The sequence below is a fragment of the Klebsiella sp. BIGb0138 genome, from assembly GCF_004342285.1.
GTDB lineage: Bacteria > Pseudomonadota > Gammaproteobacteria > Enterobacterales > Enterobacteriaceae > Klebsiella.
The window spans coordinates 260687-283589 of record NZ_SMCV01000008.1; the positions used below are offsets into that span (position 1 = coordinate 260687).

Sequence of the window (22903 nt, forward strand, 5' to 3'; positions counted from 1 at the left end):
GGAGGCTGAGATGAAATGGACTCACCCAGGATGGCTTCTGGCGGGCGTGCTGGCCCTGGCCTCCTTCCCGCAGCAGGCGGCCGATATCACCATCACCGTAAACGGCAAGGTGGTCGCCAAACCGTGCACGGTTTCCACCACCAATGCCACCGTCGATCTCGGCGATCTCTACACCTTCAGTCTGGTTTCGCCAGGTTCCGCCTCGGCCTGGCACAGCGTAGCGCTCGATCTGAGCAACTGCCCGATCGGCACCTCGCGAGTCACCGCCAGCTTTAGCGGCACCGCGGACGCCACCGGGTATTACAAAAACCAGGGGACCGCGGGCAATATTCAGCTGGAATTGCAGGATGACGGCGGCACCACGTTGAATAATGGGGCGAAGAAATCGGTGCAGGTGGATGATGCGACGCAGTCCGCCCATTTCCCGCTGCAGGTCAGAGCGCTGACGGTCAACGGCGGCGCCACCCAGGGGACCCTTCAGGCGGTGATTAACGTCACCTACACCTACGCCTGAAACAGGAGAGTAAGTTGATGAAAAAAGTGATCACCCTGTTAACCACGCTGCTGCTGATGAGCTGGTCGCTCAATGCCTGGTCCTTCGCCTGTAAAACCGCCTCCGGAGCAACGATTCCCATCGGCGGCGGCAGCGCCAACGTCTACGTCAACCTGACGCCCGCGGTCAACGTCGGGCAGAATCTGGTGGTCGATCTATCGACGCAGATCTTCTGCCATAACGATTACCCGGAGACCATTACCGACTACGTGACCCTACAGCGCGGATCGGCCTACGGCGGCGTGCTGTCGAACTTTTCCGGCACCGTAAAATACAACGGTTCCTCATATCCTTTTCCCACCACCACGGAAACCGCCCGCGTCATTTATGACTCGAAAACCGATAAGCCATGGCCGACCCTGCTCTACCTGACGCCGGTCAGCACCGCTGGCGGGGTGGCGATTTCCGCCGGATCATTAATCGCCGTGCTTATTCTCCGGCAGACCAACAACAAAGACGGCGACGACTTTCAGTTCGTGTGGAACATTTACGCGAATAATGATGTGGTGGTGCCGACCGGCGGCTGTGATGTTTCGGCCCGCGATGTCACGGTGACCTTACCGGATTACCCGGGTTCGATGGCCGTGCCGGTCACGGTGCACTGCGCGCAAAATCAGAACCTTGGTTATTATCTCTCGGGCACCACCGCCGATACCGCCAACTCGGTTTTCAGCAATACCGCGTCCTCCTCGCCGGCGCAGGGGATTGGCGTGCAGATGACGCGTAACGGCGGCATCGTGCCCGCCAACACCACGGTCTCTCTCGGCACGGTCGGCACCTCGCCGGTGAACCTCGGTTTAACCGCCACCTACGCGCGAACCAGCGGTCAGGTGACGGCGGGCAACGTGCAGTCCATTATTGGAGTGACGTTTGTCTATCAATAATGCCGGCCCGGCGCCGGACGCGACGCAGGAGGACTACATTCTCTCCCCCTGCGCGATGGCCGCCGAGGGGCTCTCCTCGCTGATGAGCGGCGGCCCATATCGCCCCGCGCGCTTATCCCTCCGCCCCGACGATCGGCGCGGGATTGCCGACACGGCCAGGGTCAGACGCATTGTGGTGTTCCTGCCGGACGATCCCTTCTGGCTGCTGTTCACCCTGCGACAGGCGGCAGGACTACTGCAGCAGAGCCCCGCTCCGCTACCGATGCTGATTCTCAGCCGCAGCCCGGCAAACTGGCTATGGCACACGCTGCTCTATCAGGTCACCCACCGCCGCCATCTCGGGGCGGTACGCGCGGTCGCCTCAGACCTGCCCTGCCGGCAGCTGGCAAGGCTGCTCAGGCACAATGCTTTGCCGGAGTATCCTCTACTGGAGCAACTGGCGTTTCAGGAGATGGCCGCCTGCGGCAAACCGGCGGCAGGCGTGAGTAAACCGGAGCTGGAGACCGCGCTGGGCTGGCTCGCCGGAGACAGCATCAATCACCAGGCGCAGCGGCGGGGGCTCAGCCACAAAACCCTCTATACCCAGAGAAGTTCAGGACTAAAAAAGATGCTGGAACATCATCCCCACCTGGCCGGCCGCTTTCCCGGCAGCCAGATAAAAGGGCCGAAGGCACGGATCTTCACCACGCTTTCGGCCTTTGAACGCGAGTTCGTCCATGCCATTCACTGCCGGCAAATCTTTCCGGTGTTCCAGCCGATTACCGACGGTCGTTTGATGTTGCAGGGTATCGAAGTACTCTCCCGCTGGCGACGCAATGGTGAGGTACTGCGTCCCTGCGAGTTTCTGCCGCAGATCAAAGCGGAATACGCCTGGCTGTTGTTAACCGCGTTTGTCCTGCAGGAGGCGGTACAGCAGATTAACCAACACCCGGGCGACTACTATTTTGCCGTTAACGTCCCGCCGGAGATTGCCGGGAATGACAACATTATCCGCATGATGGAGACGGCGCGGCAGCAGCTGCTGGAGCCTGCGTGGGCGGACAGACTGGTACTGGAATTTGCCGAAACTGTCGATCTTAACCGTCATGGCAAAATCGGTGAAAATATCACGCAATTACAGCAGCAGGGCTTTCGTATTATGCTCGACGACTGCTTTTCACAAAGCAGCGTGATGTTTCCGGTCAGATCGGTGCGCTTTAATGAGTACAAACTGGACATGAGCATCGTCAACGATCTGCAGAGCGACCCGCAGGCGTTGGCGCTGATCAAAAGCCTGATCTATTACTGCCAGCTTTCCGGCAGCCGCTGTATTGCCGAGGGGGTTGACAGCCTGGAGAAATTTAACCGGCTGAAGACGCTGGGCATCGATCGTTTTCAGGGCTACCTGATCTCCCCGCCGGTCAGCGGCGACAATCTGACGGCTCTTATCCAGCGCTTTTCACCCGGCCGTTACCCCACCAGCATTGCCGGATAATCGCTGTTTACTGAATAAGTGACCGCGCCATTCCCCAGCCGTAGGCCGGATGACGAAAGCGACAAAAGACATCGCACGCAGCGCCGTGCCCTGCGGCGACTGACGACGTATCGCGATGTTCGTCATCTCAGCCTCTGGCAGAAACGAGCCGCATCAGGAGTAAAGGACGGCAATGAGCGAGGCGCGAGCGTGTTATTCTCATTACCCTGACTATTCTTTAGAGCCTATCCCTGTAGGCGTTATTATCGCAGGCAGTTTGACCACGGACAGCGCGGAGAAACCGAAGCGTACACGTAGTACGTGAGGGTTTCGAGCACTGCGCAGCGTCAAAATGGCAAGTAAAATAGCCCTAATGGGACAGGCTCTTAGTATTTCAGTCCGCGATAGCCTTGCGCATATTGATACCCGTGACCCCAAAACCGCTGGTCTCATAGATATGGCGGGCTCGGGTATTATCTCCTGCAACACGCAGTCTGATCTCATTGACCCCCTTCTCCCGCAGATACGCTTCAAAAGCACGCAGAGCCTGTTTGCCAAGCCCCTGTCCCTGGCAGGCGTTGAAAATATGAAAATCATAGATAAAAACGCTACGCCTGGCCGCATCTGGTTTATACCACAGATAGCCTACATGCCTGTCAGACTCATCTAATTGCGCAACAAGAGACAGTAAAACTTGCCCATGCGTATTAACTCCCTCAGTAAGCGCTTCCGCTATTTCCTGCTTCGCTCTCGCGAGGGAATCACTGCGGGATAGTCCATAATTTGACGCGATCTCATCTGCGTAATCAGGAATAAAATATTCAAGATAAGCAGGGTACTCGTCTTCAGTCATTGAGTGAAACGAGATCATTTATTACTCCTTAGCGATAGTCCCTACGGATGAAAGGACAATATTAATAGCGCTAACGGCTACGCAACGCCATTATTATTCCCTGGTGGTAGCAGGTTGATTGCAATTGATGGCCTTAAAGCGGTATCTCACCGTCCACTTCTGGCGGTGAGTTCAAGCGATAGACGCGATATCTCGGTTGAATTGCAACAATACGGTGGGGCTGAGCGTGACAGTTTATGCCGGTACGTCAGGCGCCCTAAGGCGTGGACTTATACCTCCCCGACATGTCATGATGCGAATGGGTTAAATTTTTGTATATGTCGTCCACCGGCGGTGGCGAATACAAAATGGCATACTTATTCAGGCGATGAACGATGGCGTACTTGAATTATTTATTAACATTTATTGAACAAAATCCTGCGCTGGCGGTGGGTTTTAATATCATTCTGCTGATCATTTCTGGCTTGTTTTCGCACCTTATGTGCAAATTTTTGCTGATTAAAGTGGTACGCAGAGTCTTCTTCGCCAGCCATAAACACGACGTTCCTCTGGAGAAGGACCGGCGCATTGCCGAAAAGCTGTCAAATTTCATTCCGGTTATTATCGTCTATTACGTTTTGCAGTTTATGCCGAATATGCCGGCATCGCTGGTGACGGCGATTAATACCTTCTGTGGGATTTTGTTTTTTATTTTTCTGTCTGTCTTTTTCAATGAGATGCTGGATATTGTCAACAGCTCTTATTTGCGCAAAACCAAGCGTAAAAATCACTCGATTAAAGGCTATATCCAGATAGGAAAAATATTAATTCACGTCATTGCGGCGATTATGATCCTCGCCGTCATGTCGAACAAATCGCCCGCCATCATTATTTCCAGCCTCGGCGCCGTGGCGGCGGTGCTCATGTTAGTGTTTCAGCATACCTTGCTGTCGCTCGTCGCCAACGTCCAGCTTTCGTCAAATGACGTTCTCCAGCTGGGGGACTGGATTGAAATGCCCGATAAAAACCTGAGCGGCGAGGTGACCGATATTGCGCTACACACGATTACTATCCGCAACTGGGATAATACGATCTCACGAATTCCGACTAAAAATTTCCTGACCGAAACCTATACCAACTGGCAGGCCATGTTTTCTTCCGGGGCGCGGCGAATTATGCGCAGTACCTATATCGATCAGCACTCGGTGAACTTTCTCTCTCAGGAGACGCTGGCCCCGATGCTTGCGCTACGGGGGGTGAATGAGCCGCTGGCAAAGTTGCTCGATGGCCGTGATCCCACCGGGGTGGCGGACAGTTGGTTTATGGATAACGGGTTGACGAATTTAACGCTGTTTCGTCACTATCTGATGGCCTATCTCGCCGAACGAGCGGATATTATTAAAGATATGTACATTGTGGTGAGGACGTTGAAGCCCTCGCCGTCCGGGATCCCGCTGGAAATTTATTGCTTTACCTCTTCTACGTTGTGGATGGAGTATGAGAATACTCAATCAGCAATATTTGAATATATTACTGCGGTCGCCGGACAATTCTCCCTGCGCTTATATCAATATCCGGCGGGTCACGATTTCTGGCGCCTATCGCAGGAAAGCGGCATCCGGGATAGCGCGCGGCCTCCAGCGGATGGTTAAGCTGTTCAAATACCGCTCCGGCGTGCGGCCTATCTTCCGCGCTTCGCCGAAGCGGGGCTGAGAGCGGCCCATGACGTTCCCCAGATGGTCACCGGTTTCAGCTCCGGCCCTCCGCTGACATCGCCCCCATTTATGGCCTGAACGATGACTAACGCACTTCTATAAAACTCTTTAAGATAAGGCACGATTTGCAAAGCGCACGCCTTGCCACTGCCTGAACAGACAAGATGCCGCACTTTGTCACCTGAAAAAAGATAAGGAGAGTCCGTTACGGACTTTTCACCAGGCCGGTGCCACGACGCCGGCCGGAATAATTTTGTTCAAGAATGGGATAAGACTATGGGTTCACAGGTATCCACAGCAGAAGACTCACTGCTGCGGCACAGGTCGTTCGTCGCATTTTGGCTGGCGCGTACCTGTTCATCATTTGGTTTTCAGATGTTTTCAGTTGCCGTAAGCTGGCAAATTTATGCCATCACCCATAGCGCGATGGCGCTCGGGATGATCGGTCTGATGCAATTTTTACCTTCAGTATTGTTGGCCTTACCTGCCGGACATCTGGCGGATCAGTTCGATCGCCGCAGGATTGTGCTGCTGGGTCAATTCATTGAATGGGTGGCGCTGCTCGGGCTGGTGGCGCTGACGCTGCTGCATTGGGCGGACAAGATTGAGATCTGGGGACTGGTCTTTTTGATTTCGGTGGCGAAGGCCCTCGAGTGGCCGGCGATCACCTCGATGCTGCCGGCGCTGGTACCGCCGCCGATCCTGGCACGCGCGATGGCGGCCAGCTCAGTCGGGGGGCAGGCGGCGGTAATTATCGGCCCGACGCTGGGTGGCCTGCTGTATGTGGCGGGTCCGGAAGTCGTGTATGGCGTTTCCGCGCTGTTCTATTTGTTCTCTCTTGTGCTGGTTAGCCGACTGCGCTACGAGCGGCCGACGCAAACCCGCCTGCCAATGAATCTCACTAACCTGTTTGCCGGCGTGCGTTTTATCCGCGAGCGCAAAGATGTGCTGGGCGTGATTTCACTCGATCTGTTTGCCGTGCTGCTCGGCGGGGCGACGGCGCTGCTGCCGATCTTCGCCCAGGATATTTTGCATACTGGCCCCTGGGGTCTGGGGATGTTGCGCGGTGCGCCATCGGTTGGCGCCCTGCTGGTAGGCGTCTGGCTTAGCCGCCACAAGCTGGAGAAAAACGTTGGCTTGATCATGTTTGCCTCGGTCGCCGGCTTTGGCCTGGCGACACTGGTGTTTGCGCTTTCCACGCAGCTGTGGCTTTCCCTGCTGGCACTGGCCACGCTTGGCGGTTTCGACATGGTGAGCATGGTGATTCGCGGCGCGCTGGTGCAGCTGGATACGCCGGATGAGATGCGTGGTCGCGTGAATGCGGTGAACGCCATCTTCATTAATACCTCGAACCAGCTTGGGGAATTTGAATCCGGCCTGCTAGCCGCATGGATGGGCGCCGTTCCGGCTGCGGCCCTTGGGGGTATAGGCACGCTGGTGGTGGTTGCCATATGGATGACCATTTTCCCGCATCTGCGCAAAAGGCAGAAGCTGGAAAATGAAAGCGTAACCTGATTTATCTTCAGGAGGCAGACGCTCCTCCTTCATCACAGCAGCCTGAAATTTAGCACCGGTTTTCACCGGTGCCTTTATTTCAGGCGCGGATATCATCATACGCGCGGGTATTATCAAACTCATGTTTGGCAAACGGGCATAGCGGGATGATCTTACGTTGCTCGCCCCGCATTTTTTCCACCACCTTCGCCACCAGTTTTTTACCTACCCCCTGCCCTTTCAAACTGGGGTCGACATCGGTGTGTTCAATAATACTGAGATGCTCGCCGGTGGGAACAAACACAATTTCAGCGACCTGATTCCCTTCGGCATCATTGACGTAAAATTTATTGTAGCCTTCCAGTATTTCCATTATCTCCTCGCTTATTTTTGGCGATACTTCAGGGCGCCGCTCGGGCAGGTATCGACGACGCGAACCACCGTGGCGACATCCGTTTCATCCGGGACGATCCACGGCTTACGCTTCAGATTGAAGAGCTTTGCGCTACCGCGCACGCAGTTACCCGAGTGCTGACAGATGGTCGTATTGAAGTAGACATCTATCTTCTCTCCGCTATAGGCACGGTAGCCCGCTTCCAGCAGTTCCTTATCCATGACATTGCCTCCGTTATTTTTATTATTCAGCAACTAAGCATAGTCCTCGCCACAGATGCTGACCACAGGCGTCAACAGAAACCGCTCGCTGATATATGCCAGGCGCTCCATTGTTAATGCGAAATAAACGCATTGCTATTCATCTTTTTAGCCAAACCTTCCCGCAACGAACGGCAGAAATAGAAGAAGTTAGTCTGTCCGCTGGCTTTTATTTATGGATAAGGGCGATTAAACTCACTCCACAATGGTATGAGCGCTCAGGAAAGATCCCTTGAATCGTCTGGTGAAGCTGGCACGCCCGGCACTATTTTTAATTTTATTCTCCCTCTCTGGTTGTACATTATCGCCAGCGATTCCGGTATTAGGCGCCGTATTTCCTGGCTGGTTTTTCTGTTTATTGGGCGGTGTGCTTTTACTTATCCCCTGCCATATCCTGATCGTCCGTAAAGGCTGGCAAGCGCGGTTTTCGCCGCTGGTATTCAGCTACCTGGCTCTGATGTTCCTGTTCGCCACGATCCTGTGGTTCCTTTTCTTTGCTAACTAAGCCGCTATGACAAACTCCAGCCCAAGCGTATTCCGCAAAAAGTGGCCTCTGCTGGCCCTCGTCCTCGCCGCCATCGTGGCGCTCATTCTGGTTATCTGGCAGCTCCAGACGTCGCCGGAAACCAATGACGCTTATGTCTATACTGACACCATCGATGTGGTGCCTGAAGTGAGCGGTCGGATCGTCGAGCTGCCGATCCGCGACAACCAGCGGGTGAAAAAAGGCGAGCTGCTGTTTCGTATCGATCCACGTCCCTATCAGGCGATGCTCGATGACGCCAGGGCGAGACTCACCACCCTGGATGCGCAAATCATGCTGACCCAACGTACGATTAAGGCTCAGGAGTACAACGCACAGTCGGTGGCCGCCGCCGTGGAGCGCGCCAAAGCGCTGGTTAAACAAACCACCTCGTCGCGCACGCGGCTGGAACCGCTGGTGCCGCAGGGTTTTGCTTCGCAGGAAGATCTCGATCAGGCCAGGACGGCGGAAAAAGCCGCCCGCGCTGAACTGGCGGCGACGCTATTACAGGCGAAGCAGGCTTCCGCCGCCGTCACCGGCGTCGATGCGATGGTCGCACAGCGGGCGGGGATTCTGGCGCAGATTGCGCTGGCCGAACTGCACCTTGAATTTACCGAAGTCCGCGCCCCGTTCAACGGCGTGGTGGTGGCGCTGAAAACCACCGTCGGCCAGTACGCCTCGGCGTTGAAACCGGTCTTTACCCTCATGGATGACGATCGCTGGTACGTGATCGCCAACTTCCGCGAAACCGATCTTAAAAACGTCCGTCCCGGCGTACCGGCGCGGGTCACCATCATGACCAACCATGACAAATCCTTCGCCGGGGTGGTCGACTCCGTCGGTTCCGGGGTACTGCCCGAAGGCGGGAGCGTGATTGAAGGTCTGCCGATTATTCAGAAGAGTATTAACTGGGTCCACGTTTCACAGCGCTTCCCGGTGAAAATCGCGGTGCAAGACCCCGACCCGGAACTGTTCCGCATGGGCGCCTCGGCCAGCGCCGTGCTTCAGCCTCAATAAGGAAGCGGTATGCACAACTTGTGGTCGTTTCTGCACCGGGAACTCCGCGATGTGCCGGGGCGGGCGAACTATACCCTGCGTCTGACCCTCAGCTGCTCGGTATTGATTACCCTGTTTATGACCCTGCAGATCCCTTTTTTAGCCGTGGCGCTGATCGTGGTGTTTTACGTCAGCCAGCCCAATGTGCTGATGATCAAACTGGTGAGCGTGGTGTTTTTTCTCACCGTCAGCATCGCGCTGGGCTGCGTGCTGCTGATCATCAAATGGACCTATGACTATCCGCTAATCCGCCTCGTCGCCTCGGTGCTGCTGTTTTTCGGCGCCATCTACCTGATGCGGGTGCTGGGCAAGCTGGGGATGGCCTTCTTCGTGGTGGCGCTGGTGGTGATCTACGCCCAGACCTTCCCGTCGATGACCAGCCAGAGTGAGATTCTGGTGCGCCTGCTGCTGTGGCTGTGGGTGGTCATCAACCTCGCCATCGTGGTCACCCTGCTGGTTAACGCCTGCTTTCAACAGGCGTTTCCCGGCTATCAGTTCAAAGCGCGAATCATCGTACTGCTGCGCCAGGTGGCGCAGCTGGTTGTACAGAGCGGTACGCTGCAAAACCAGCCGACCTTTAAAGCGATCGCCGAACAATCGACCCAGCTGCAGTCCCTGTTTAAGCTGGCTACCCGTTCCAGCCCTGAGATTGCCGCCGACCCGCAGGCGTGGCAGTCGCTGATGGCGGCCGCGCTGCATTGCTACCATCTGTCCGCGCTGCTCCAGCCGGGGGATGACCACCCCGCCGAGCGCCAGCGGCTTTCCGCTACGCTCTCATCGTTGGCAGAACATTTGCACGGCGGCGCGCTAAGCGCCGACCAGCCTGACGCGATCGCGCGGGATACGGCAAACAGCGTCATTTTGCAGGAAATGGCCGCCACGCTGCGCAAACTGGCGCGCGGCGAAGCGGTCGCGCTGCCGGCCGGGGAAGAGGAAAAAGCACCTCTGCTGCTGCCCGACGCCTGGACCAATCCGGCCTATCTGCACTTCGCCTTAAAGACGCTGCTGGCGACGCTGCTGTGCTACGTTTTTTATACCGCCGCCGACTGGCAGGGCATCCACACGATTATGCTCAGCTGCGTGATTGTCGCCCAGCCGGGACTGGGCGCGACCTTGCAAAAAACCTGGCTACGGATTGGCGGCGCCCTGCTGGCGACGCTGCTGGCGCTGCTGATGATCGTGTATGTGCAGCCGCATACTGAATCTATCGTCGGGCTACTGGCCATGACCCTGCCGGTGATGGCGCTGTCGGCCTGGATCGCGGCCGGCTCGGAACGCATCGCCTACGCCGGGATTCAGATCGGCTTTACCTTTTCGCTGGCGTTCCTCAGCTGGTTTGGCCCGCTGACCAATCTCACCGAACTGCGCGATCGGGTGATCGGCATTTTGCTCGGCGTGCTGGTCTCCTCGCTTGTGCATCTCTACCTGTGGCCGGATAGCGAAGCCCTGCAGCTTAAATCCCGGCTGGCGCGGCTCTACCGGCAGATAGCGGATGCCCTGCGCGCCGGCGATGATGAGGTCGAACTGGTGCCGCTCTTTCACTCCCTGAACGGCGCCGAAACGTTGATGCACCGGGTCGCGGCGGAACCGCTCAATGCCTGGGCCCACCCATATCCGCAGGCAAAAACGTGGCCGGTGAAGGCGACCTACGGCCAGGCTCAGGAGATCGTGCGCTTTAGCGAAGGCTACCGGCTGTATGCCGCGCCGGGAGATGATTTTCTCCAGCGCTGCGCCGCGCAGCTCCAGACCTATGCCGATGATATTGAGCAGCAGGCGGCCCCGGCGCGCCCCGGCGCGCTACATCCGGATCCCCATAATCCTTTTGGCGCGCCGCTGACCACCTTGCTGACGACACTCCCGCGGTGGTCGTCCACACCTTCAGCGATCCCGCGACAGGCAGATAAGTCATGAAAAAAATGGACACCGTGGCGCGCTTCCTGCGCTATTCCCCCCTCGCCTTCGCCCTGACGCTGGTCACCGGGTGCGCGTTAATTCAGGACGACCCCGGCCAGGTGAAAATAGTGAACCCACAGCAGGCCGAACTCGCGCAGGTGATTCACCTGGCCAACAGCGGCTGGCCGACGGCCAGGTGGTGGGAAGGCTATCACGACGCCCAGCTCAACATGCTGGTTAACCGCGCGCTGCAAAACTCTCCGACGATGCAGGCCGCCCGGCTGCGAATTGCGCAATCTCAGTCCACCGTTGAGCTGGCGCAGTCGGCGCTGGGCGTGCAGGCCACCGCCGTGGCGGCGCAGAACCGGCTGCGGGTGACCAACAAGCAGTTCACCTGGCCCTACTCCTATTCGTTGCCGGTCGATAAAAACGGCCCCTGGTACACGCTGAATACCGTCGGCGTCGGCGCGACGCTGAATATCGATTTATGGGGCGCCGATCGCGCCCACGTTGCCGCCGCCATTGGCGAGAAAAACGCCCGCCAGGCTGAGACCGCCGGTATTGAGCTGGATCTCGCCAGCAGCGTGGCGCAGCTATACTTTGCGATGCAGGCCACCTTCCAGAAGATTGAGCTGCTCAACCAGCTGGAGGAGATTGCCCGCCTCTCGGTGCAGGCGCATGAACATCGCACTCGGCGCGGGGTTGAGGATAGCGTCGATATCGCCAATGCCCAGGCCGAACTGCTGGCGGCGCAGCAGCAGGTGATTACGGCCAAAGGCACGCTGACGCAGTACCGGGAGACGCTGCGGGCGCTGATCGGCGCCGACGCGCAGAGCATGCCGGCGATCCATCCCGTGCCGCTGCCGACCTTGCAGGAGACGCTGCCCGACTCGCTCTCCTTTGAGCTGCTGGCCCGCCGTCCGGACCTCCAGGCGCTGCGCGGCTACGTCACCGCCTCATTAAACCAGGTGGACGCGGCGAAAGCGGCATTTTACCCGCACTTCGATATCAAGGCCTTCTGGGGATACAACGCGCTCAGCGTCGGCGATCTGTTTAAATCATCATTCCAGCAGATCAATCTGCTGCCGGGCCTGTATCTGCCGATCTTCGACGGCGGGCGTCTGAATGCCAATCTGAAATCGGTGCGAACCGCCAGCAATATTCTGATCAAGCAGTACAATCAGGCGGTGCTGGACGCCGTGCGCGATGTGGCGATCGGCTCCAGTCAGTTGAACGATCTTAACCAGCAGGTAGCGCTGCAAAAGCTGAAAGTGACGGCGGCGATGGCGACCACTCACAGCGCCAGCGCCCACTATCGGCGGGGGCTGGTCAGCTACTATGCGGCCCAGGAAGCGCGGCGTCCGGCTATCGCCCAGCAGCTGTTGCTGCTGGATATTCAGGCGCAGCAGCTCAGTAGCGACATTACGCTGATCAAGGCGTTAGGCGGGGATTATCGCGGCCCGGCGCTGGAGAAGCTGGCACGATAAGCCTGTCGACGGGGCGGCAAAAAGCGCCCCGTCGACGCTCGCCCGCCGGGAGCAGGGCGTTAGTTTAATACCTGCCATTCCCGCGCCTGATTTAGCGCCTGAATGCGCCCCTTCACCTGCAGCTTCTCATACAGCTGCTTGAGATGCCATTTCACGGTTTCCGCTGAAATCCCTAAGGCCCGCGCCATCTCTTTATTCGAGTAGCCCTCGGCAATCAGGAGCAGGGTTTGCCGTTCCCGCTCGGTTAAGCGGAGATTCGCCGGAGCCAGGCGAGGGGCTGCCGGCAGGATCCCGGCGGCGCTAAATCTGGCGATGAGCTGCGCCAGATCGTCGCTGAATGCCTCGTCCTGTCCGCCGCGCTGCTGCAAAACCGCCAGCAGCAAGGCCAGATCCCTCCCGCCATCCAGCAGGCTACGTAAAAGCTTCTGGCGAAACGCGCGGCGTAGCACGGGAATGCACAGCGCGAGCGCCTGCTCCTGCTCCCCCGCCCGCCACAGGGCGACGGTCTGAATGAGCCGCAGACGCACGGCGAACAGCCACTCCCCGCCGCGTTCCTGCTCATCGGCCAGTGAATCCAGCTGCCGCGCGGCCGCCAGAGGTTCTCCCGTCGCCAGCCACAGGCGGCTCTGACTCAACATAATACAGGCGGCAACCCCGTCATTTCTCCCCGCCGCCGCAGGCGCCAGCCGCTGTAGCCGCTGGAGCAGGCCTTCGGCAGCGGCGCGATCGCCAGCCTCAAGCGCGTGGGTAATACGTTCTGCCAACAGCGGCGCCTGCGCCCGGAGCCACCCGCGCTGAACCGCCAGACCTTCGGCATGCAGCAGTAATGAGGCCATCTCGTCTGGCTGACCGTTGAGCCGCGCCTGCCTCGCCAGCACGATATAACAACGGCTAAAGCCCTCCGGTGGGCAAAAGTCATCGATCATCGCCAGGCGTAGCGTCAGCAGGCCATGAATGCGCTGCACCTCGCCTTGCTCCCAGGCAATTTCCGCGAGGATCGGCGCCAGCGTTGCGCCGCTACTGGAATACGGGCCGGTATGCTGTTCGGCGTGACGGAACGCGCGCATGGCCTGTCGCTCCGCCTCGGCCAGGTTGCCCTGGCGCAGATACCCCTGGGCCATCACGAAAGCCCGATACACGGCCACGAACAGGTTGCGGTTTGCCGTCCGCACGCCGGCGACCCGCTGCTGCACATCCAGCGCCTGCTGTGGCCGGGCGTGCGCCAGATGGCAATAGCTGAGAATATTGCACACCAGGCCGTCGACCCAAACATCACCGCAGGGAACCTCATGCAATAAGGGTTCGACGATCGCAATACTCTGCGCAATATTGTCGGCAAAAGCTTCGCAAATAGCCCGAACCACGCGTAACTTCACCCATGAACTGTGGGCTAGTTCGCTACGGCTGGCCGCCGCCAGCGATTCGATAGTGTCCAGCAGCTGGCGAGCCTCCTGAAAGCGAAAGCGGTGCGCTAACGCCCACGCGAGGTGGGTTTGCAGCTCAATTCTTGAGGGATCCAGATTCGCCGGCAGATAGCGGATCCAGCGCACCATCGTGTCGATATCCCCCTCCTCCGCCAGCGACTGCGCCCCCGCTTCCGCATGCCCGGCTCCCGCCTTTCCGGCGTCCAGCGCATGACGTATCGCCTCCGCCCACAGCTGCTGGCCGGCAAACCAGCTGCTGGCATGTTCATGCAGGACGCGGATATCAACCTCCGTGCTCTGCCGCAGGCGTTCCAGCAGCGCTTCGCGCATCAGCGGATGGTAGCGAAACCACACCCCCCTCTCGTCCAGAGCGGAAACAAACAGATTGCGTTGCGCTATCCACGCCAGCATCGCTTCGCCGTTGTTTTTCCCGGTGACGGCATCGCACAGCGCCGGGTGCAGGCGGTTAAGCATCGAGGTGTGCAGGAGAAAAGCGAAAACCTCCGTCGGCAGGGGCGCGAAGATAACTTCGTCCAGATAGCGGGAGATAGCGCGGGAAGCGGTGTTTAGCTTACCGTCGGGATGATAAGCATGGGCGTTGCCGCAGGATAGCGCGGTCATTTTCATCCCCGCGATCCAGCCTTCCGTCAGGGCTATCAGCCGGGGAATATCCTGCGGGTCGAGCGTCGGCGATCGCGCGTTCGCAAAGTAGGTGCTGGCTTCGGTAAGGTCAAAACGCAGTTCATTATCATAGATCTCCACCAGCCGATCCTCGATTTGCAGACGGCTCAGCGCCAGCGGCGGCGGACGGCGACTGGCGATAATCAGATGCAAGGCCGGCGGCGCGTGCTGTAAAAGCCAGTTCAGGCCATCATGCACATCGGGGTGGGTAATATTCTGGTAGTCATCCAGAATCAGATACAGCGGGGCCGGGCAGCGATGCAGCTGGTTAATCAGCTCCGCCAGAAACAGCCGGAAATCTCCCTCTGGATTCCCCGCCGACGGCGGGTTGCCCTCCTGCCAGAGTGGACGCAGCGCCTCCTGCAGATAGCGCATAAACAGCCAGGGCGTACCGTCGTCTTCGTCGATGCTCAGCCACGCCAGCGTATCGCCCTGCTGCTGGCGGTGGCGATACCACTGAGCCAGCAGCGTGGTTTTGCCAAATCCGGCAGGGGCGCACACCAACGTCAACGCGCTGGTGGCAGCGGCATCCAGGCGTTGTAACAGGCGCTCGCGCCGCTGCAGCGCGCCCGGCGAACGCGGGGGCGTAAAGCGGGTGGCGATCAGCGGTAAGCCGCGCGTCAGGCGGAACGGTTCCTGGTGAACAAACGCGGTGAGTGACTCATCCGTCAAGGGCAAAAATTCCATAGCGCCATTACCTCTTCATCCCATGCGTTCCCCATTATCCCCCCCCAACCGGGGGGTAGGCCACGGTTATCCATACCTATAGAGTAGTTTTATCCACGGTAACCGATGGGCGCTACGCCAGACGTGCGGCTTCACGCGGCCAGCCTTTGCCCATCAGGCATCCCACATTTCTTAATCAGTACAAGGTGAGTACAGAACATGGCTATCGAAAATAAAGTTGCTTTAGTGACCGGGGCCGGCCAGGGCATTGGCCGCGGTATTGCTTTACGTCTGGCTAGCGATGGCGCGTCGCTGATGCTCGTCGACGTCAATCCTGAGGGGATTGCCGCGGTTGCCGCGGAAGTCGAGGCCCTGGGCCGCAAAGCCGCCACCTTCGTCGCCAATATCGCCGATCGTGAACAGGTATTTGCCGCCGTCGATCGGGCGGAAGCGGAGCTCGGCGGCTTTGATATTATCGTCAACAATGCGGGGATTGCTCAGGTGCAGGCCCTCGCCGACGTCACGCCTGAAGAGGTTGACCGCATCATGCGCATCAACGTCCAGGGGACCCTGTGGGGGATTCAGGCCGCAGCGAAAAAATTCATCGATCGTCAGCAGAACGGCAAAATTATCAACGCCTGCTCCATTGCCGGGCACGACGGTTTCGCCCTGCTGGGGATCTATTCCGCGACCAAATTCGCCGTTCGCGCCCTGACCCAAGCGGCGGCGAAAGAGTACGCCAGCCGCGGGATCACCGTGAACGCCTACTGCCCGGGAATTGTCGGGACCGGTATGTGGACCGAGATCGACAAACGCTTTGCCGAAATTACCGGCGCGCCGGTCGGTGAAACCTATAAAAAATACGTTGAAGGCATTGCCCTGGGCCGCGCTGAAACGCCGGATGACGTCGCAAGCCTGGTCTCTTATCTGGCCGGCCCGGACTCCAATTATATCACCGGCCAGTCAATCCTGATTGATGGCGGTATCGTTTACCGTTAATCCCCGAACCGGGCTGTTGTCTGCGCCAGCCCGGTCAGCCGCTCTCCCGTTTTTGTCCCCTCGCGTAGCTCTTAGCATTCATTAGCGTACCCGCCCTCTGCCAGCGCAGTAGCAAAAGCGCTGGACTTAATTTTATACCGATCATAAACTTTTACCAGGTAAAATAAAATCATCAGCAGAGGCCTGCTGAGGGAGCGCATCATCAATGAATACCCGGCAAAAAGCGGAAGGATTACGTGAGCAAAAAAAGCGTCTCACGCGCCAGCAGCTTTCCAATACCGCCACCGAACTGTTTATTAAGCAGGGCTTTGATAACGTCACCGTGAGCGATATTGCCGCAGCGGCGAAGGTGTCGAAAATGACCGTGTTTAACTACTTCCCGCGCAAGGAAGAGCTCTACTTCGATCGCATCGACGAAATCCACCAGCTCCTGCAGGAGGCTCTGGAACGTCACCGTGCGCTGTCACCGGTCGCGGCGCTCAGAGCCCTGACCCGGGAACTGATCGAGCAGGAACATCCGCTTATCAGGATCGATCGGCGGGTTGCCGACTTCTGGCAAGGCGTGGCCACAAGCCCGGCGCTACGGGTGTATGCCCTGGAACAGTTTGCCGAACTGACGCGGGCGCTCAGCAATATGCTCGCTGCGCGTCTCTCTGCGCCTGAGCACGATCCCGTTGCCGGCCTGGTTGCCAGCATCATTCTGAATAGCTGGCGTATCGCTTTTACCGAAGCGCTGCGTCAGCCCGAACATCTTGCCGCCACCGCCGTGCGGGAGCGCTTTCTGACACTGCTTGATAGCGGGTTTCGCGCCGCTGAAGCGGCGGCGCAGGATACGCCCTATGCCTGAGCCACGCGGCCGGAACTGACCTCATCATGAACAGAACCCTTAGCGTTATTTTTATGACCATCTGGCTCGATGCGATTGGCATCGGGCTGATTTTTCCGATTCTGCCGCAGCTTCTCAAAGAGGTGATGCAGACCGCGGATATCGCCCACTACATTGGCATCCTGGCGGCGCTGTATGCCCTGATGCAGTTTATCTTCGCTCCGCTGGCTGGCGCGCTAAGCGATAATTTTGGTCGACGGCCGGTGCTGCTGATCTCCCTGGCCGGTGCGGTGGTTAACTACCTGATCATGGCCTTTGCCAGCCATCTGTGGCTGCTGTTGCTCGGGCGGGCCATCGCCGGGCTGACCAGCGCGAATATCGCGGTGGCGATGGCATGGCTGACGGACATTACGCCCGCCGGGAAACGCGCCAGCCGTTTCGGGCTGTTTAACGCCACCTTCGGCGCGGGCTTTATTATCGGCCCGCTGCTCGGCGGACTGCTGGGGGATTACGGCGTCCGGCTACCCTTTATCGTCGCCGCGGGACTGAACAGCGCGAATGTACTGCTGGCCCTCTTCGCCCTGAAAGAGTCGCGCCGGCCGGCCAGGCAGAAAATGGCGTTCGCCGGGCTTAATCCCCTGCGCCCCATGCGCTGGCTATTCTCCGTCAAAGGGCTGCTGACTATCGCGCTGGTGTTCTTTTTCCTCAGCGCCAGCGGCGAGGTCTATGGCACCTGCTGGGCGCTGTGGGGTCAGGATATGTTTCACTGGAACGGCCTATGGATTGGCCTGTCGCTCGCCGCCTTCGGGGTGTGTCAAACTCTGGCGCAGGCATTTTTACCCGGCCCGGCCACCCGTCTGCTGGGAGAGCGCGGGGCGATCCTCGGCGGGATAGCCTGCTCCAGCACGGCATTAATTGTCCTGTCGCTGGCCCAGCAGAGCTGGATAGTCTTCGCGGTAATGCCGCTGATTGCCCTCGGCGGCATCGGTACGCCGGCCCTGCAGGCGCTGGCCACCCGCCAGGTGCAGGCCGACAAGCAGGGGCAGCTTCAGGGGGTGCTGGCGTCAACCGTCAGCCTGGCATCGATTGTCGCCCCGCTGGTGTTCTCAAGCTTATATTTCGGCTTGCGTAGCGAATGGCCCGGGGCTATCTGGCTGTCGGTTGTAGTTCTCTACATCTTCGCGGTGCCGTTGATCTATCGCTGCACCCGCGCGCCGTCCTGATGGGCCAGACGAAAAAAAAGCTGGCGCATTACGCGCCAGCCTGCGGGAAGCCAGTAGCCATTGCCGTCAGGCGTTGGTCACCGGTTTTTGTGCGGTTTTGTTCTGGGCATTTTCCAGCATCCGACGCACCGGCACGATCAGAACGCAGAGTACGGCAGCGCAGATCAGCAGCGCAATCGAACAACGCGCGAACAGGTCCGGCAGCATATCCAGCCGATCGGCTTTCACCTGACCGCCAATCAGGCCTGCCGCCAGGTTCCCCAGCGCGCTGGCGCAGAACCATAGCCCCATCATCTGGCCGCGCATCCTCTCCGGCGCCAGCAGGGTCATGGTCGCCAGACCAATCGGGCTCAGGCACAGCTCGCCCAGCGTCAGCATCAGAATACTGCCCACCAGCCAGAACGGGGATACGCCGGCCCCACCGTTGCTCAGCACGTTTTGTGCCGCCAGCATCATCAGGCCAAAGCCGGCCGCGGCGCAGAGAATGCCGATGACAAACTTGCTGATGCTGCTCGGGCGCACGCTTTTGCGCGCCAGCGCTGGCCATGCCCAGCTGAATACCGGCGCCAGCAGAATGATAAACAGGGCGTTAATCGACTGGAACCACACCGCCGGGATCTCGAAGTCGCCGATCGTGCGGTTGGTGTAGTCATTGGCGAACAGGTTGAACGAGGTCGGTTTCTGTTCAAATGCCGACCAGAAGAAGGCGGCAGAGACCAGCAGAATAAAGCACACCAGCAGGCGCGCGCGCTCTTTGCGGCTTAATCCGGCAAACATAAACAGATAGATAAAGTACAGCACCACCGAGGCGGCAATCACGTACACCAGCATGCTGGCAACCGCCACCGGGTTAATCACTATCACGCCCTGCGCAATCAGGGTGATGATAACCGCCGCGCCGACGGCCAGCGCCAGCAGCCAGGCGCCCACGCCGTTCTTCTTCGCCACCGGGCTGTTCCAGGTCGAGTCGAGGCCCACTTCGCTGTCGTAGCGTTTCATTGCCGGAACGGCAAAGACCCGGAAGATCACCAGCGCCACCAGCATCCCGATACCACCGATACCGAAGCCCCAGTGCCAGCCGTGCGATTTGATCAACCAGCCGGAAATCAGCGGTGCGATGAACGACCCCATGTTGATGCCCATGTAGAACAGGGAGAACCCGCCGTCACGACGCGCATCGCCTTTCTTGTACAGCGTCCCCACCATGACCGAGATACAGGTCTTGAACAGACCGGAACCGAGCACGATAAACATCAGGCCGATGAAGAACAGGCTGTCGCCCATCAGCGCGGACAAGGCGATCGACAGGTGGCCGAGCGCAATCAGAATCGACCCGTACCACACCGCTTTTTGCTGACCCAGCCAGTTATCCGCCAGCCAGCCGCCGGGCAGCGCCGCCAGATACATACTGCCGGCGAAGATACCGACGATCGCCGAGGCGTTTTCACGCGCCAGCCCCATCCCGCCGTCATAAACGGTGGCCGCCATAAACAGGATCAGTAAGGGACGAATGCCGTAAAATGAGAATCGCTCCCACATTTCGGTAAAGAATAGCGAACCTAGCGGATAAGGGTGACCAAAGAAGGTCCGGCTTTCATTTTTATTAACAGAGGAATGCATAACTTCTCCAAATAAGGTGCGCCGCAGCGCTGATAAACCGCGGAAAGCGTGTTGACCATTTATTCACCTGGTCAATCATTTACATTAGGCATGATGTTTTTTAACTATTTGATAACCAGATAATGGTTTTGTCTAGCCCCTACACCCCATCTTTTAGATGAAAAGTCGACAAACGTCTACTTTTATAGATTTTAAGTTGGCTAACGACAAAATGTGATTGACATCTCAAATCATAACAAACAACCAACTTATACCTTTATAAACAATGTGTTGTGAAATTGAATATGGAAACTCATCGCCGGAGGGCGCTGGCGATATAACACGATAAAAAGCAGGGTAAATACGAGGTTGGCGCTATCTATGGCAACAAGCTGCGATAAATGGCGCTATTGTGGTTTTTGTAAAATGGCGGCTCGGCGGCGAGGATGAGAAAGTGCGTCGAAGGACGCTAAAGACGGCTAACCCGCCGGGGATTATTGCGCGATATATGTGTACCAACGGTCTGTTTTTTTTGCCATTTCGTCCATCGGGTCGACCCAGAGCGCATTCCCCCCCGGCGAGAGAACTATGACCTGGCGTAGACTGGCCAGCTCCGGTTGTGGAGCACCACCCGGTAGCCATCATGATCGACGAATGTCCGCCCGTTAACGTCCCAGTAGGGATTAAACGCCCTGACCGTGCAAAAACCAGCCTGCGCCATCCTGCCGCAGGCGCGCTGCCAGTCGGCGCGGTCCGGGTAATACAGAACCAGTAAATCTTCCTCGGTCTGCGCGGGTTGGACCGGATGAACATGGCAGTGGGTAAACTCAATATGCCAGGGCAAATCCGCGCCGCCCAGCATAATCCCGCTGAAGCCGGCATGATCGACGAAGTCCGCGATTCGCATCAGCCCCAGCCCCTGAGTGTAGAGGGCGCAGGTACGTTCAAGGTGGGTGACGGGTCGGGCAATTCGCATATGGCTAAACATGGCAACCGGCTCCTCCGGGTCTGGCGCGCGCTCCGCGATGGAGGGCATCCCCCTTAATCTATCCACGTTTCAGGTGGCCATTTGTCGAGAAGAGCCCTTGCTCTCCGGGCAGCCAGGGGCGAAGGAACTGGCGATAGCGTCTGAACGTTGCGTGGCTGATCCAAATGAATCCCCGGAGATGGGTTAATAAAAGCGAGCGCACGCGACACGACATTCGCCCGGCGAAGTCATATACTGGACTTCGACAACCCCGCCCCGGAGGCCCGATGCTCAGCTCTTTTTCCTGGATTAACCCACCCGCTCAATGGCAGCGCGATAACGATAAGCTCAGCGTCATCACCGATGAGCAAACCGATTTCTGGCGAAAAACCTGGTACGGGTTTGAACGTTTTTCCGGCCATATCTTCGCCACTGACGTCGCCGGGGATTTTACTTTCCAGGTGAAGGTACGCGCGGATTTCAGCATGCTGTATGACCAGGCCGGCATCATGCTGATGTCCGATGAGCGGCACTGGCTGAAAGCGGGGATTGAATTCAACGACGGCGCGCCGGCCATCGGTAGCGTGCTGACGCTGGAGCATTCGGACTGGGCAACCGGTCTGTTCTCCGGTAATCCGCGAGAGTTCTGGCTGCGGCTGACCCGTAAAGACGACGCGCTGAGATTACAGTATTCGGCGGAAGGCCATCACTGGCCGCTGCTGCGGCTATGCCATTTCCCGCGCGGTGCGGCGAAAGTGGGCGTGATGTGCTGTACGCCCGAACGTCGCGGGCTAGCGGTGGAGTTTCTGGATATGGCGCTCTCCCCGCCGCTGGATAAGCCGCTGCACGATCTGAGCTGACTCCCGACGTCCTGAGTCACAGCCTTTTCATCCGCTTGCTGCCCGCCCGCAGAGCCAGAGCAATCTCCCGTCAACCGGGGCCGTCGCTGGCGGCGGCAAGCAGCGGGACAATCAGATCGCTCATCGGCGTAGGAATGCCATAATGACCGCCAAATCTTTGCACCACCCCATTACGAATATCCCATTCCAGCGGGCGCCCGGCCTCGCGGTCGGCAAGAATAGAGGTGCTCAGGTCCGCCGGCGCGCGATGGAAACCGGCGATAATCTCCTGCGGGACGTCATCCCCCAGTTTCGCGCCATCGGCCCGCGCAACCGCGAGGCACTCCTGCAGGTAAGCGAAAGCCAGATCGGTGATATCGCGGCGGGAGAACATCCCCGCGCGACGCCCTGTCAGCACCATTAAACCGGCGACCGCGTTCTGCAATAATTTACGCCACGCCACGGTATGAAAATCGGCGCAGACCTCAACCTCGCAACGCGTCCCCTGCAAAACCTTCAGTACCCGCTCCGCGGCCGGCGTATCCGGCAATGTCAGGCGCGGCTTAGCCCGCAGCCAGACCGAAGCATCGGCTTCGCGCTGCGCCGGAAACCACACCACCGAGGGCAGCACCGTCGCGCCAGCGACGTAGTTCGCGAACTGCGCCTGCTGCTCGATCCCGTTTTGCAAGGCGCAAACCACCGTGTTCTGCTGACATAACGCCGCCAGCCACGCGGCCGTCGCGGGCAGCTGTGTGGTCTTCACCGCAACGAAAACCAGGTCAAAAGGCTGCTTAATTGCCGCCGGATCGGTTAATACCGGCCCTGGTACGATGATTTGCTGGCCGTCGAAACGTAATACCAGCTGCGGATGCGCGGTGCGGCCGCACACCACCGGCGTACGCCCGGCTTCATGCAGCGCGGCGGCTATCGTGGTTCCGATGGCGCCTGGGCCAATCAGCGCGACGCTGGGATTTTTTGCCATCATGCACATCTCCTGATTATCCGTGGCCGCCTGAGCGGCTTGGGGTGAACACTCGTCGCACCGCCGACCGTCGCCGGCAATGCGATTGTTTATTGGCATACGGATACGTAGCTGAGCTATAACTTCTGACGTCCCTACCCGCAGCGGAGAACA

General features: G+C 58.5%; 20 protein-coding genes and 1 pseudogene. 14 read left to right on the plus strand and 7 right to left on the minus strand.

What is annotated here, in order from left to right; genetic code table 11:
- Positions 1 to 10: 10 nt before the first annotated feature.
- From EDF73_RS18795 to EDF73_RS18805, 3 genes are read left to right on the plus strand one after another with little or no spacing between them, the layout of a single operon-like run.
- Positions 11 to 514: a fimbrial protein gene (locus tag EDF73_RS18795; protein WP_132730570.1), complete on the plus strand. Its 504-nt coding sequence runs from the start codon at positions 11 to 13 to the stop codon at positions 512 to 514.
- 17 nt (positions 515 to 531) lie between these two features.
- A complete protein-coding gene (locus EDF73_RS18800; RefSeq protein ID WP_132730571.1) occupies positions 532 to 1437 on the plus strand; it encodes a fimbrial protein in 906 nt (301 codons plus the stop codon).
- 55 nt (positions 1438 to 1492) lie between these two features.
- Positions 1493 to 2911 (plus strand): EAL domain-containing protein, encoded by a 1419-nt coding sequence (locus EDF73_RS18805; RefSeq protein WP_132730611.1) that lies wholly within the window; start codon positions 1493 to 1495, stop codon positions 2909 to 2911.
- A 373-nt stretch (positions 2912 to 3284) separates the two neighbouring features.
- Here the strand turns inward: EDF73_RS18805 and EDF73_RS18810 are convergent, their stop codons facing one another.
- Positions 3285 to 3761, minus strand: coding sequence for a GNAT family N-acetyltransferase (locus EDF73_RS18810; RefSeq protein ID WP_132730572.1), 477 nt, complete (start codon positions 3759 to 3761; stop codon positions 3285 to 3287).
- A 356-nt stretch (positions 3762 to 4117) separates the two neighbouring features.
- On the opposite strand from EDF73_RS18810, the pseudogene EDF73_RS27735 reads away from it, so the two are divergent.
- The 3 genes and pseudogenes from EDF73_RS27735 to EDF73_RS18820 all read left to right on the plus strand — a co-directional run bounded on the left by EDF73_RS27735 (position 4118) and on the right by EDF73_RS18820 (position 6952).
- Positions 4118 to 4538: pseudogene (locus tag EDF73_RS27735) on the plus strand (hypothetical protein).
- Between the two features lie 107 nt (positions 4539 to 4645).
- Positions 4646 to 5374 carry a mechanosensitive ion channel domain-containing protein gene (locus tag EDF73_RS27740; protein ID WP_347812717.1) on the plus strand — a complete coding sequence of 243 codons (729 nt, stop codon included), beginning with the start codon at positions 4646 to 4648 and terminating at the stop codon, positions 5372 to 5374.
- A gap of 339 nt (positions 5375 to 5713) precedes the next feature.
- A complete protein-coding gene (locus EDF73_RS18820; RefSeq protein ID WP_132730574.1) occupies positions 5714 to 6952 on the plus strand; it encodes an MFS transporter in 1239 nt (412 codons plus the stop codon).
- Between the two features lie 79 nt (positions 6953 to 7031).
- Here the strand turns inward: EDF73_RS18820 and EDF73_RS18825 are convergent, their stop codons facing one another.
- Together EDF73_RS18825 and yjdI are read right to left on the minus strand one after the other, a co-directional pair.
- Complete coding sequence (locus EDF73_RS18825) at positions 7032 to 7304, minus strand: GNAT family N-acetyltransferase (protein WP_132730575.1); 273 nt, start codon at positions 7302 to 7304, stop codon at positions 7032 to 7034.
- A gap of 11 nt (positions 7305 to 7315) precedes the next feature.
- The gene (gene yjdI, locus EDF73_RS18830; RefSeq protein ID WP_132730576.1) at positions 7316 to 7546 is read right to left on the minus strand and encodes a 4Fe-4S mono-cluster protein YjdI; all 231 of its coding nucleotides are present in this window, start codon (positions 7544 to 7546) and stop codon (positions 7316 to 7318) included.
- Positions 7547 to 7817: 271 nt separating this feature from the next.
- On the opposite strand from yjdI, the gene EDF73_RS18835 reads away from it, so the two are divergent.
- The 4 genes from EDF73_RS18835 to EDF73_RS18850 are packed head-to-tail and all read left to right on the plus strand — an operon-like array spanning position 7818 to position 12544.
- Positions 7818 to 8090: a YtcA family lipoprotein gene (locus EDF73_RS18835; RefSeq protein WP_132730577.1), complete on the plus strand. Its 273-nt coding sequence runs from the start codon at positions 7818 to 7820 to the stop codon at positions 8088 to 8090.
- A gap of 6 nt (positions 8091 to 8096) precedes the next feature.
- Positions 8097 to 9125 carry a multidrug transporter subunit MdtN gene (mdtN, locus tag EDF73_RS18840; RefSeq protein WP_132730578.1) on the plus strand — a complete coding sequence of 343 codons (1029 nt, stop codon included), beginning with the start codon at positions 8097 to 8099 and terminating at the stop codon, positions 9123 to 9125.
- A 9-nt stretch (positions 9126 to 9134) separates the two neighbouring features.
- Positions 9135 to 11075: an FUSC family protein gene (locus EDF73_RS18845; RefSeq protein WP_132730579.1), complete on the plus strand. Its 1941-nt coding sequence runs from the start codon at positions 9135 to 9137 to the stop codon at positions 11073 to 11075.
- A 5-nt stretch (positions 11076 to 11080) separates the two neighbouring features.
- Positions 11081 to 12544: an MdtP family multidrug efflux transporter outer membrane subunit gene (locus tag EDF73_RS18850; RefSeq protein ID WP_207896655.1), complete on the plus strand. Its 1464-nt coding sequence runs from the start codon at positions 11081 to 11083 to the stop codon at positions 12542 to 12544.
- A gap of 59 nt (positions 12545 to 12603) precedes the next feature.
- Here EDF73_RS18850 and EDF73_RS18855 read toward each other — a convergent pair whose 3' ends face one another.
- On the minus strand, positions 12604 to 15336 hold the full coding sequence (locus EDF73_RS18855) for a LuxR C-terminal-related transcriptional regulator (protein WP_132730581.1): 2733 nt from the start codon (positions 15334 to 15336) through the stop codon (positions 12604 to 12606).
- A 198-nt stretch (positions 15337 to 15534) separates the two neighbouring features.
- Between EDF73_RS18855 and EDF73_RS18860 the strand changes: the two genes are divergently transcribed.
- The 3 genes from EDF73_RS18860 (at position 15535) to EDF73_RS18870 (ending at position 18363) form a co-directional block, all read left to right on the plus strand.
- Complete coding sequence (locus tag EDF73_RS18860; protein WP_132730582.1) at positions 15535 to 16314, plus strand: acetoin reductase; 780 nt, start codon at positions 15535 to 15537, stop codon at positions 16312 to 16314.
- Between the two features lie 205 nt (positions 16315 to 16519).
- Positions 16520 to 17161, plus strand: coding sequence for a TetR family transcriptional regulator (locus EDF73_RS18865; protein WP_132730583.1), 642 nt, complete (start codon positions 16520 to 16522; stop codon positions 17159 to 17161).
- A 26-nt stretch (positions 17162 to 17187) separates the two neighbouring features.
- Positions 17188 to 18363 (plus strand): TCR/Tet family MFS transporter, encoded by a 1176-nt coding sequence (locus EDF73_RS18870; protein WP_132730584.1) that lies wholly within the window; start codon positions 17188 to 17190, stop codon positions 18361 to 18363.
- A gap of 66 nt (positions 18364 to 18429) precedes the next feature.
- Here the strand turns inward: EDF73_RS18870 and EDF73_RS18875 are convergent, their stop codons facing one another.
- A complete protein-coding gene (locus EDF73_RS18875) occupies positions 18430 to 19983 on the minus strand; it encodes a peptide MFS transporter (protein ID WP_132730585.1) in 1554 nt (517 codons plus the stop codon).
- A gap of 565 nt (positions 19984 to 20548) precedes the next feature.
- The gene (locus EDF73_RS18880) at positions 20549 to 20950 is read right to left on the minus strand and encodes a VOC family protein (protein WP_132730586.1); all 402 of its coding nucleotides are present in this window, start codon (positions 20948 to 20950) and stop codon (positions 20549 to 20551) included.
- A gap of 266 nt (positions 20951 to 21216) precedes the next feature.
- On the opposite strand from EDF73_RS18880, the gene EDF73_RS18885 reads away from it, so the two are divergent.
- Entirely contained in the window at positions 21217 to 21789 is a 573-nt protein-coding gene (locus tag EDF73_RS18885; protein ID WP_132730587.1) for a DUF1349 domain-containing protein, read from the plus strand.
- A 70-nt stretch (positions 21790 to 21859) separates the two neighbouring features.
- Here EDF73_RS18885 and EDF73_RS18890 read toward each other — a convergent pair whose 3' ends face one another.
- Positions 21860 to 22750 (minus strand): oxidoreductase, encoded by an 891-nt coding sequence (locus EDF73_RS18890; protein ID WP_132730612.1) that lies wholly within the window; start codon positions 22748 to 22750, stop codon positions 21860 to 21862.
- Positions 22751 to 22903 lie beyond the last annotated feature (153 nt).

What these genes read in the sequence shown, in the direction of transcription:
- EDF73_RS18795 (WP_132730570.1), top strand. Translation starts at nt 11, where the DNA reads ATGAAATGGACTCACCCAGGATGGCTTCTGGCGGGCGTGCTGGCCCTG.
- EDF73_RS18800 (WP_132730571.1), top strand. Translation starts at nt 532, where the DNA reads ATGAAAAAAGTGATCACCCTGTTAACCACGCTGCTGCTGATGAGCTGG.
- EDF73_RS18805 (WP_132730611.1), top strand. Translation starts at nt 1,493, where the DNA reads ATGGCCGCCGAGGGGCTCTCCTCGCTGATGAGCGGCGGCCCATATCGC.
- EDF73_RS18810 (WP_132730572.1), bottom strand. Translation starts at nt 3,761, where the DNA reads ATGATCTCGTTTCACTCAATGACTGAAGACGAGTACCCTGCTTATCTT.
- EDF73_RS27740 (WP_347812717.1), top strand. Translation starts at nt 4,646, where the DNA reads ATGTTAGTGTTTCAGCATACCTTGCTGTCGCTCGTCGCCAACGTCCAG.
- EDF73_RS18820 (WP_132730574.1), top strand. Translation starts at nt 5,714, where the DNA reads ATGGGTTCACAGGTATCCACAGCAGAAGACTCACTGCTGCGGCACAGG.
- EDF73_RS18825 (WP_132730575.1), bottom strand. Translation starts at nt 7,304, where the DNA reads ATGGAAATACTGGAAGGCTACAATAAATTTTACGTCAATGATGCCGAA.
- yjdI (WP_132730576.1), bottom strand. Translation starts at nt 7,546, where the DNA reads ATGGATAAGGAACTGCTGGAAGCGGGCTACCGTGCCTATAGCGGAGAG.
- mdtN (WP_132730578.1), top strand. Translation starts at nt 8,097, where the DNA reads ATGACAAACTCCAGCCCAAGCGTATTCCGCAAAAAGTGGCCTCTGCTG.
- EDF73_RS18845 (WP_132730579.1), top strand. Translation starts at nt 9,135, where the DNA reads ATGCACAACTTGTGGTCGTTTCTGCACCGGGAACTCCGCGATGTGCCG.
- EDF73_RS18850 (WP_207896655.1), top strand. Translation starts at nt 11,081, where the DNA reads ATGGACACCGTGGCGCGCTTCCTGCGCTATTCCCCCCTCGCCTTCGCC.
- EDF73_RS18855 (WP_132730581.1), bottom strand. Translation starts at nt 15,336, where the DNA reads ATGGAATTTTTGCCCTTGACGGATGAGTCACTCACCGCGTTTGTTCAC.
- EDF73_RS18860 (WP_132730582.1), top strand. Translation starts at nt 15,535, where the DNA reads ATGGCTATCGAAAATAAAGTTGCTTTAGTGACCGGGGCCGGCCAGGGC.
- EDF73_RS18865 (WP_132730583.1), top strand. Translation starts at nt 16,520, where the DNA reads ATGAATACCCGGCAAAAAGCGGAAGGATTACGTGAGCAAAAAAAGCGT.
- EDF73_RS18870 (WP_132730584.1), top strand. Translation starts at nt 17,188, where the DNA reads ATGAACAGAACCCTTAGCGTTATTTTTATGACCATCTGGCTCGATGCG.
- EDF73_RS18875 (WP_132730585.1), bottom strand. Translation starts at nt 19,983, where the DNA reads ATGCATTCCTCTGTTAATAAAAATGAAAGCCGGACCTTCTTTGGTCAC.
- EDF73_RS18880 (WP_132730586.1), bottom strand. Translation starts at nt 20,950, where the DNA reads ATGTTTAGCCATATGCGAATTGCCCGACCCGTCACCCACCTTGAACGT.
- EDF73_RS18885 (WP_132730587.1), top strand. Translation starts at nt 21,217, where the DNA reads ATGCTCAGCTCTTTTTCCTGGATTAACCCACCCGCTCAATGGCAGCGC.
- EDF73_RS18890 (WP_132730612.1), bottom strand. Translation starts at nt 22,750, where the DNA reads ATGGCAAAAAATCCCAGCGTCGCGCTGATTGGCCCAGGCGCCATCGGA.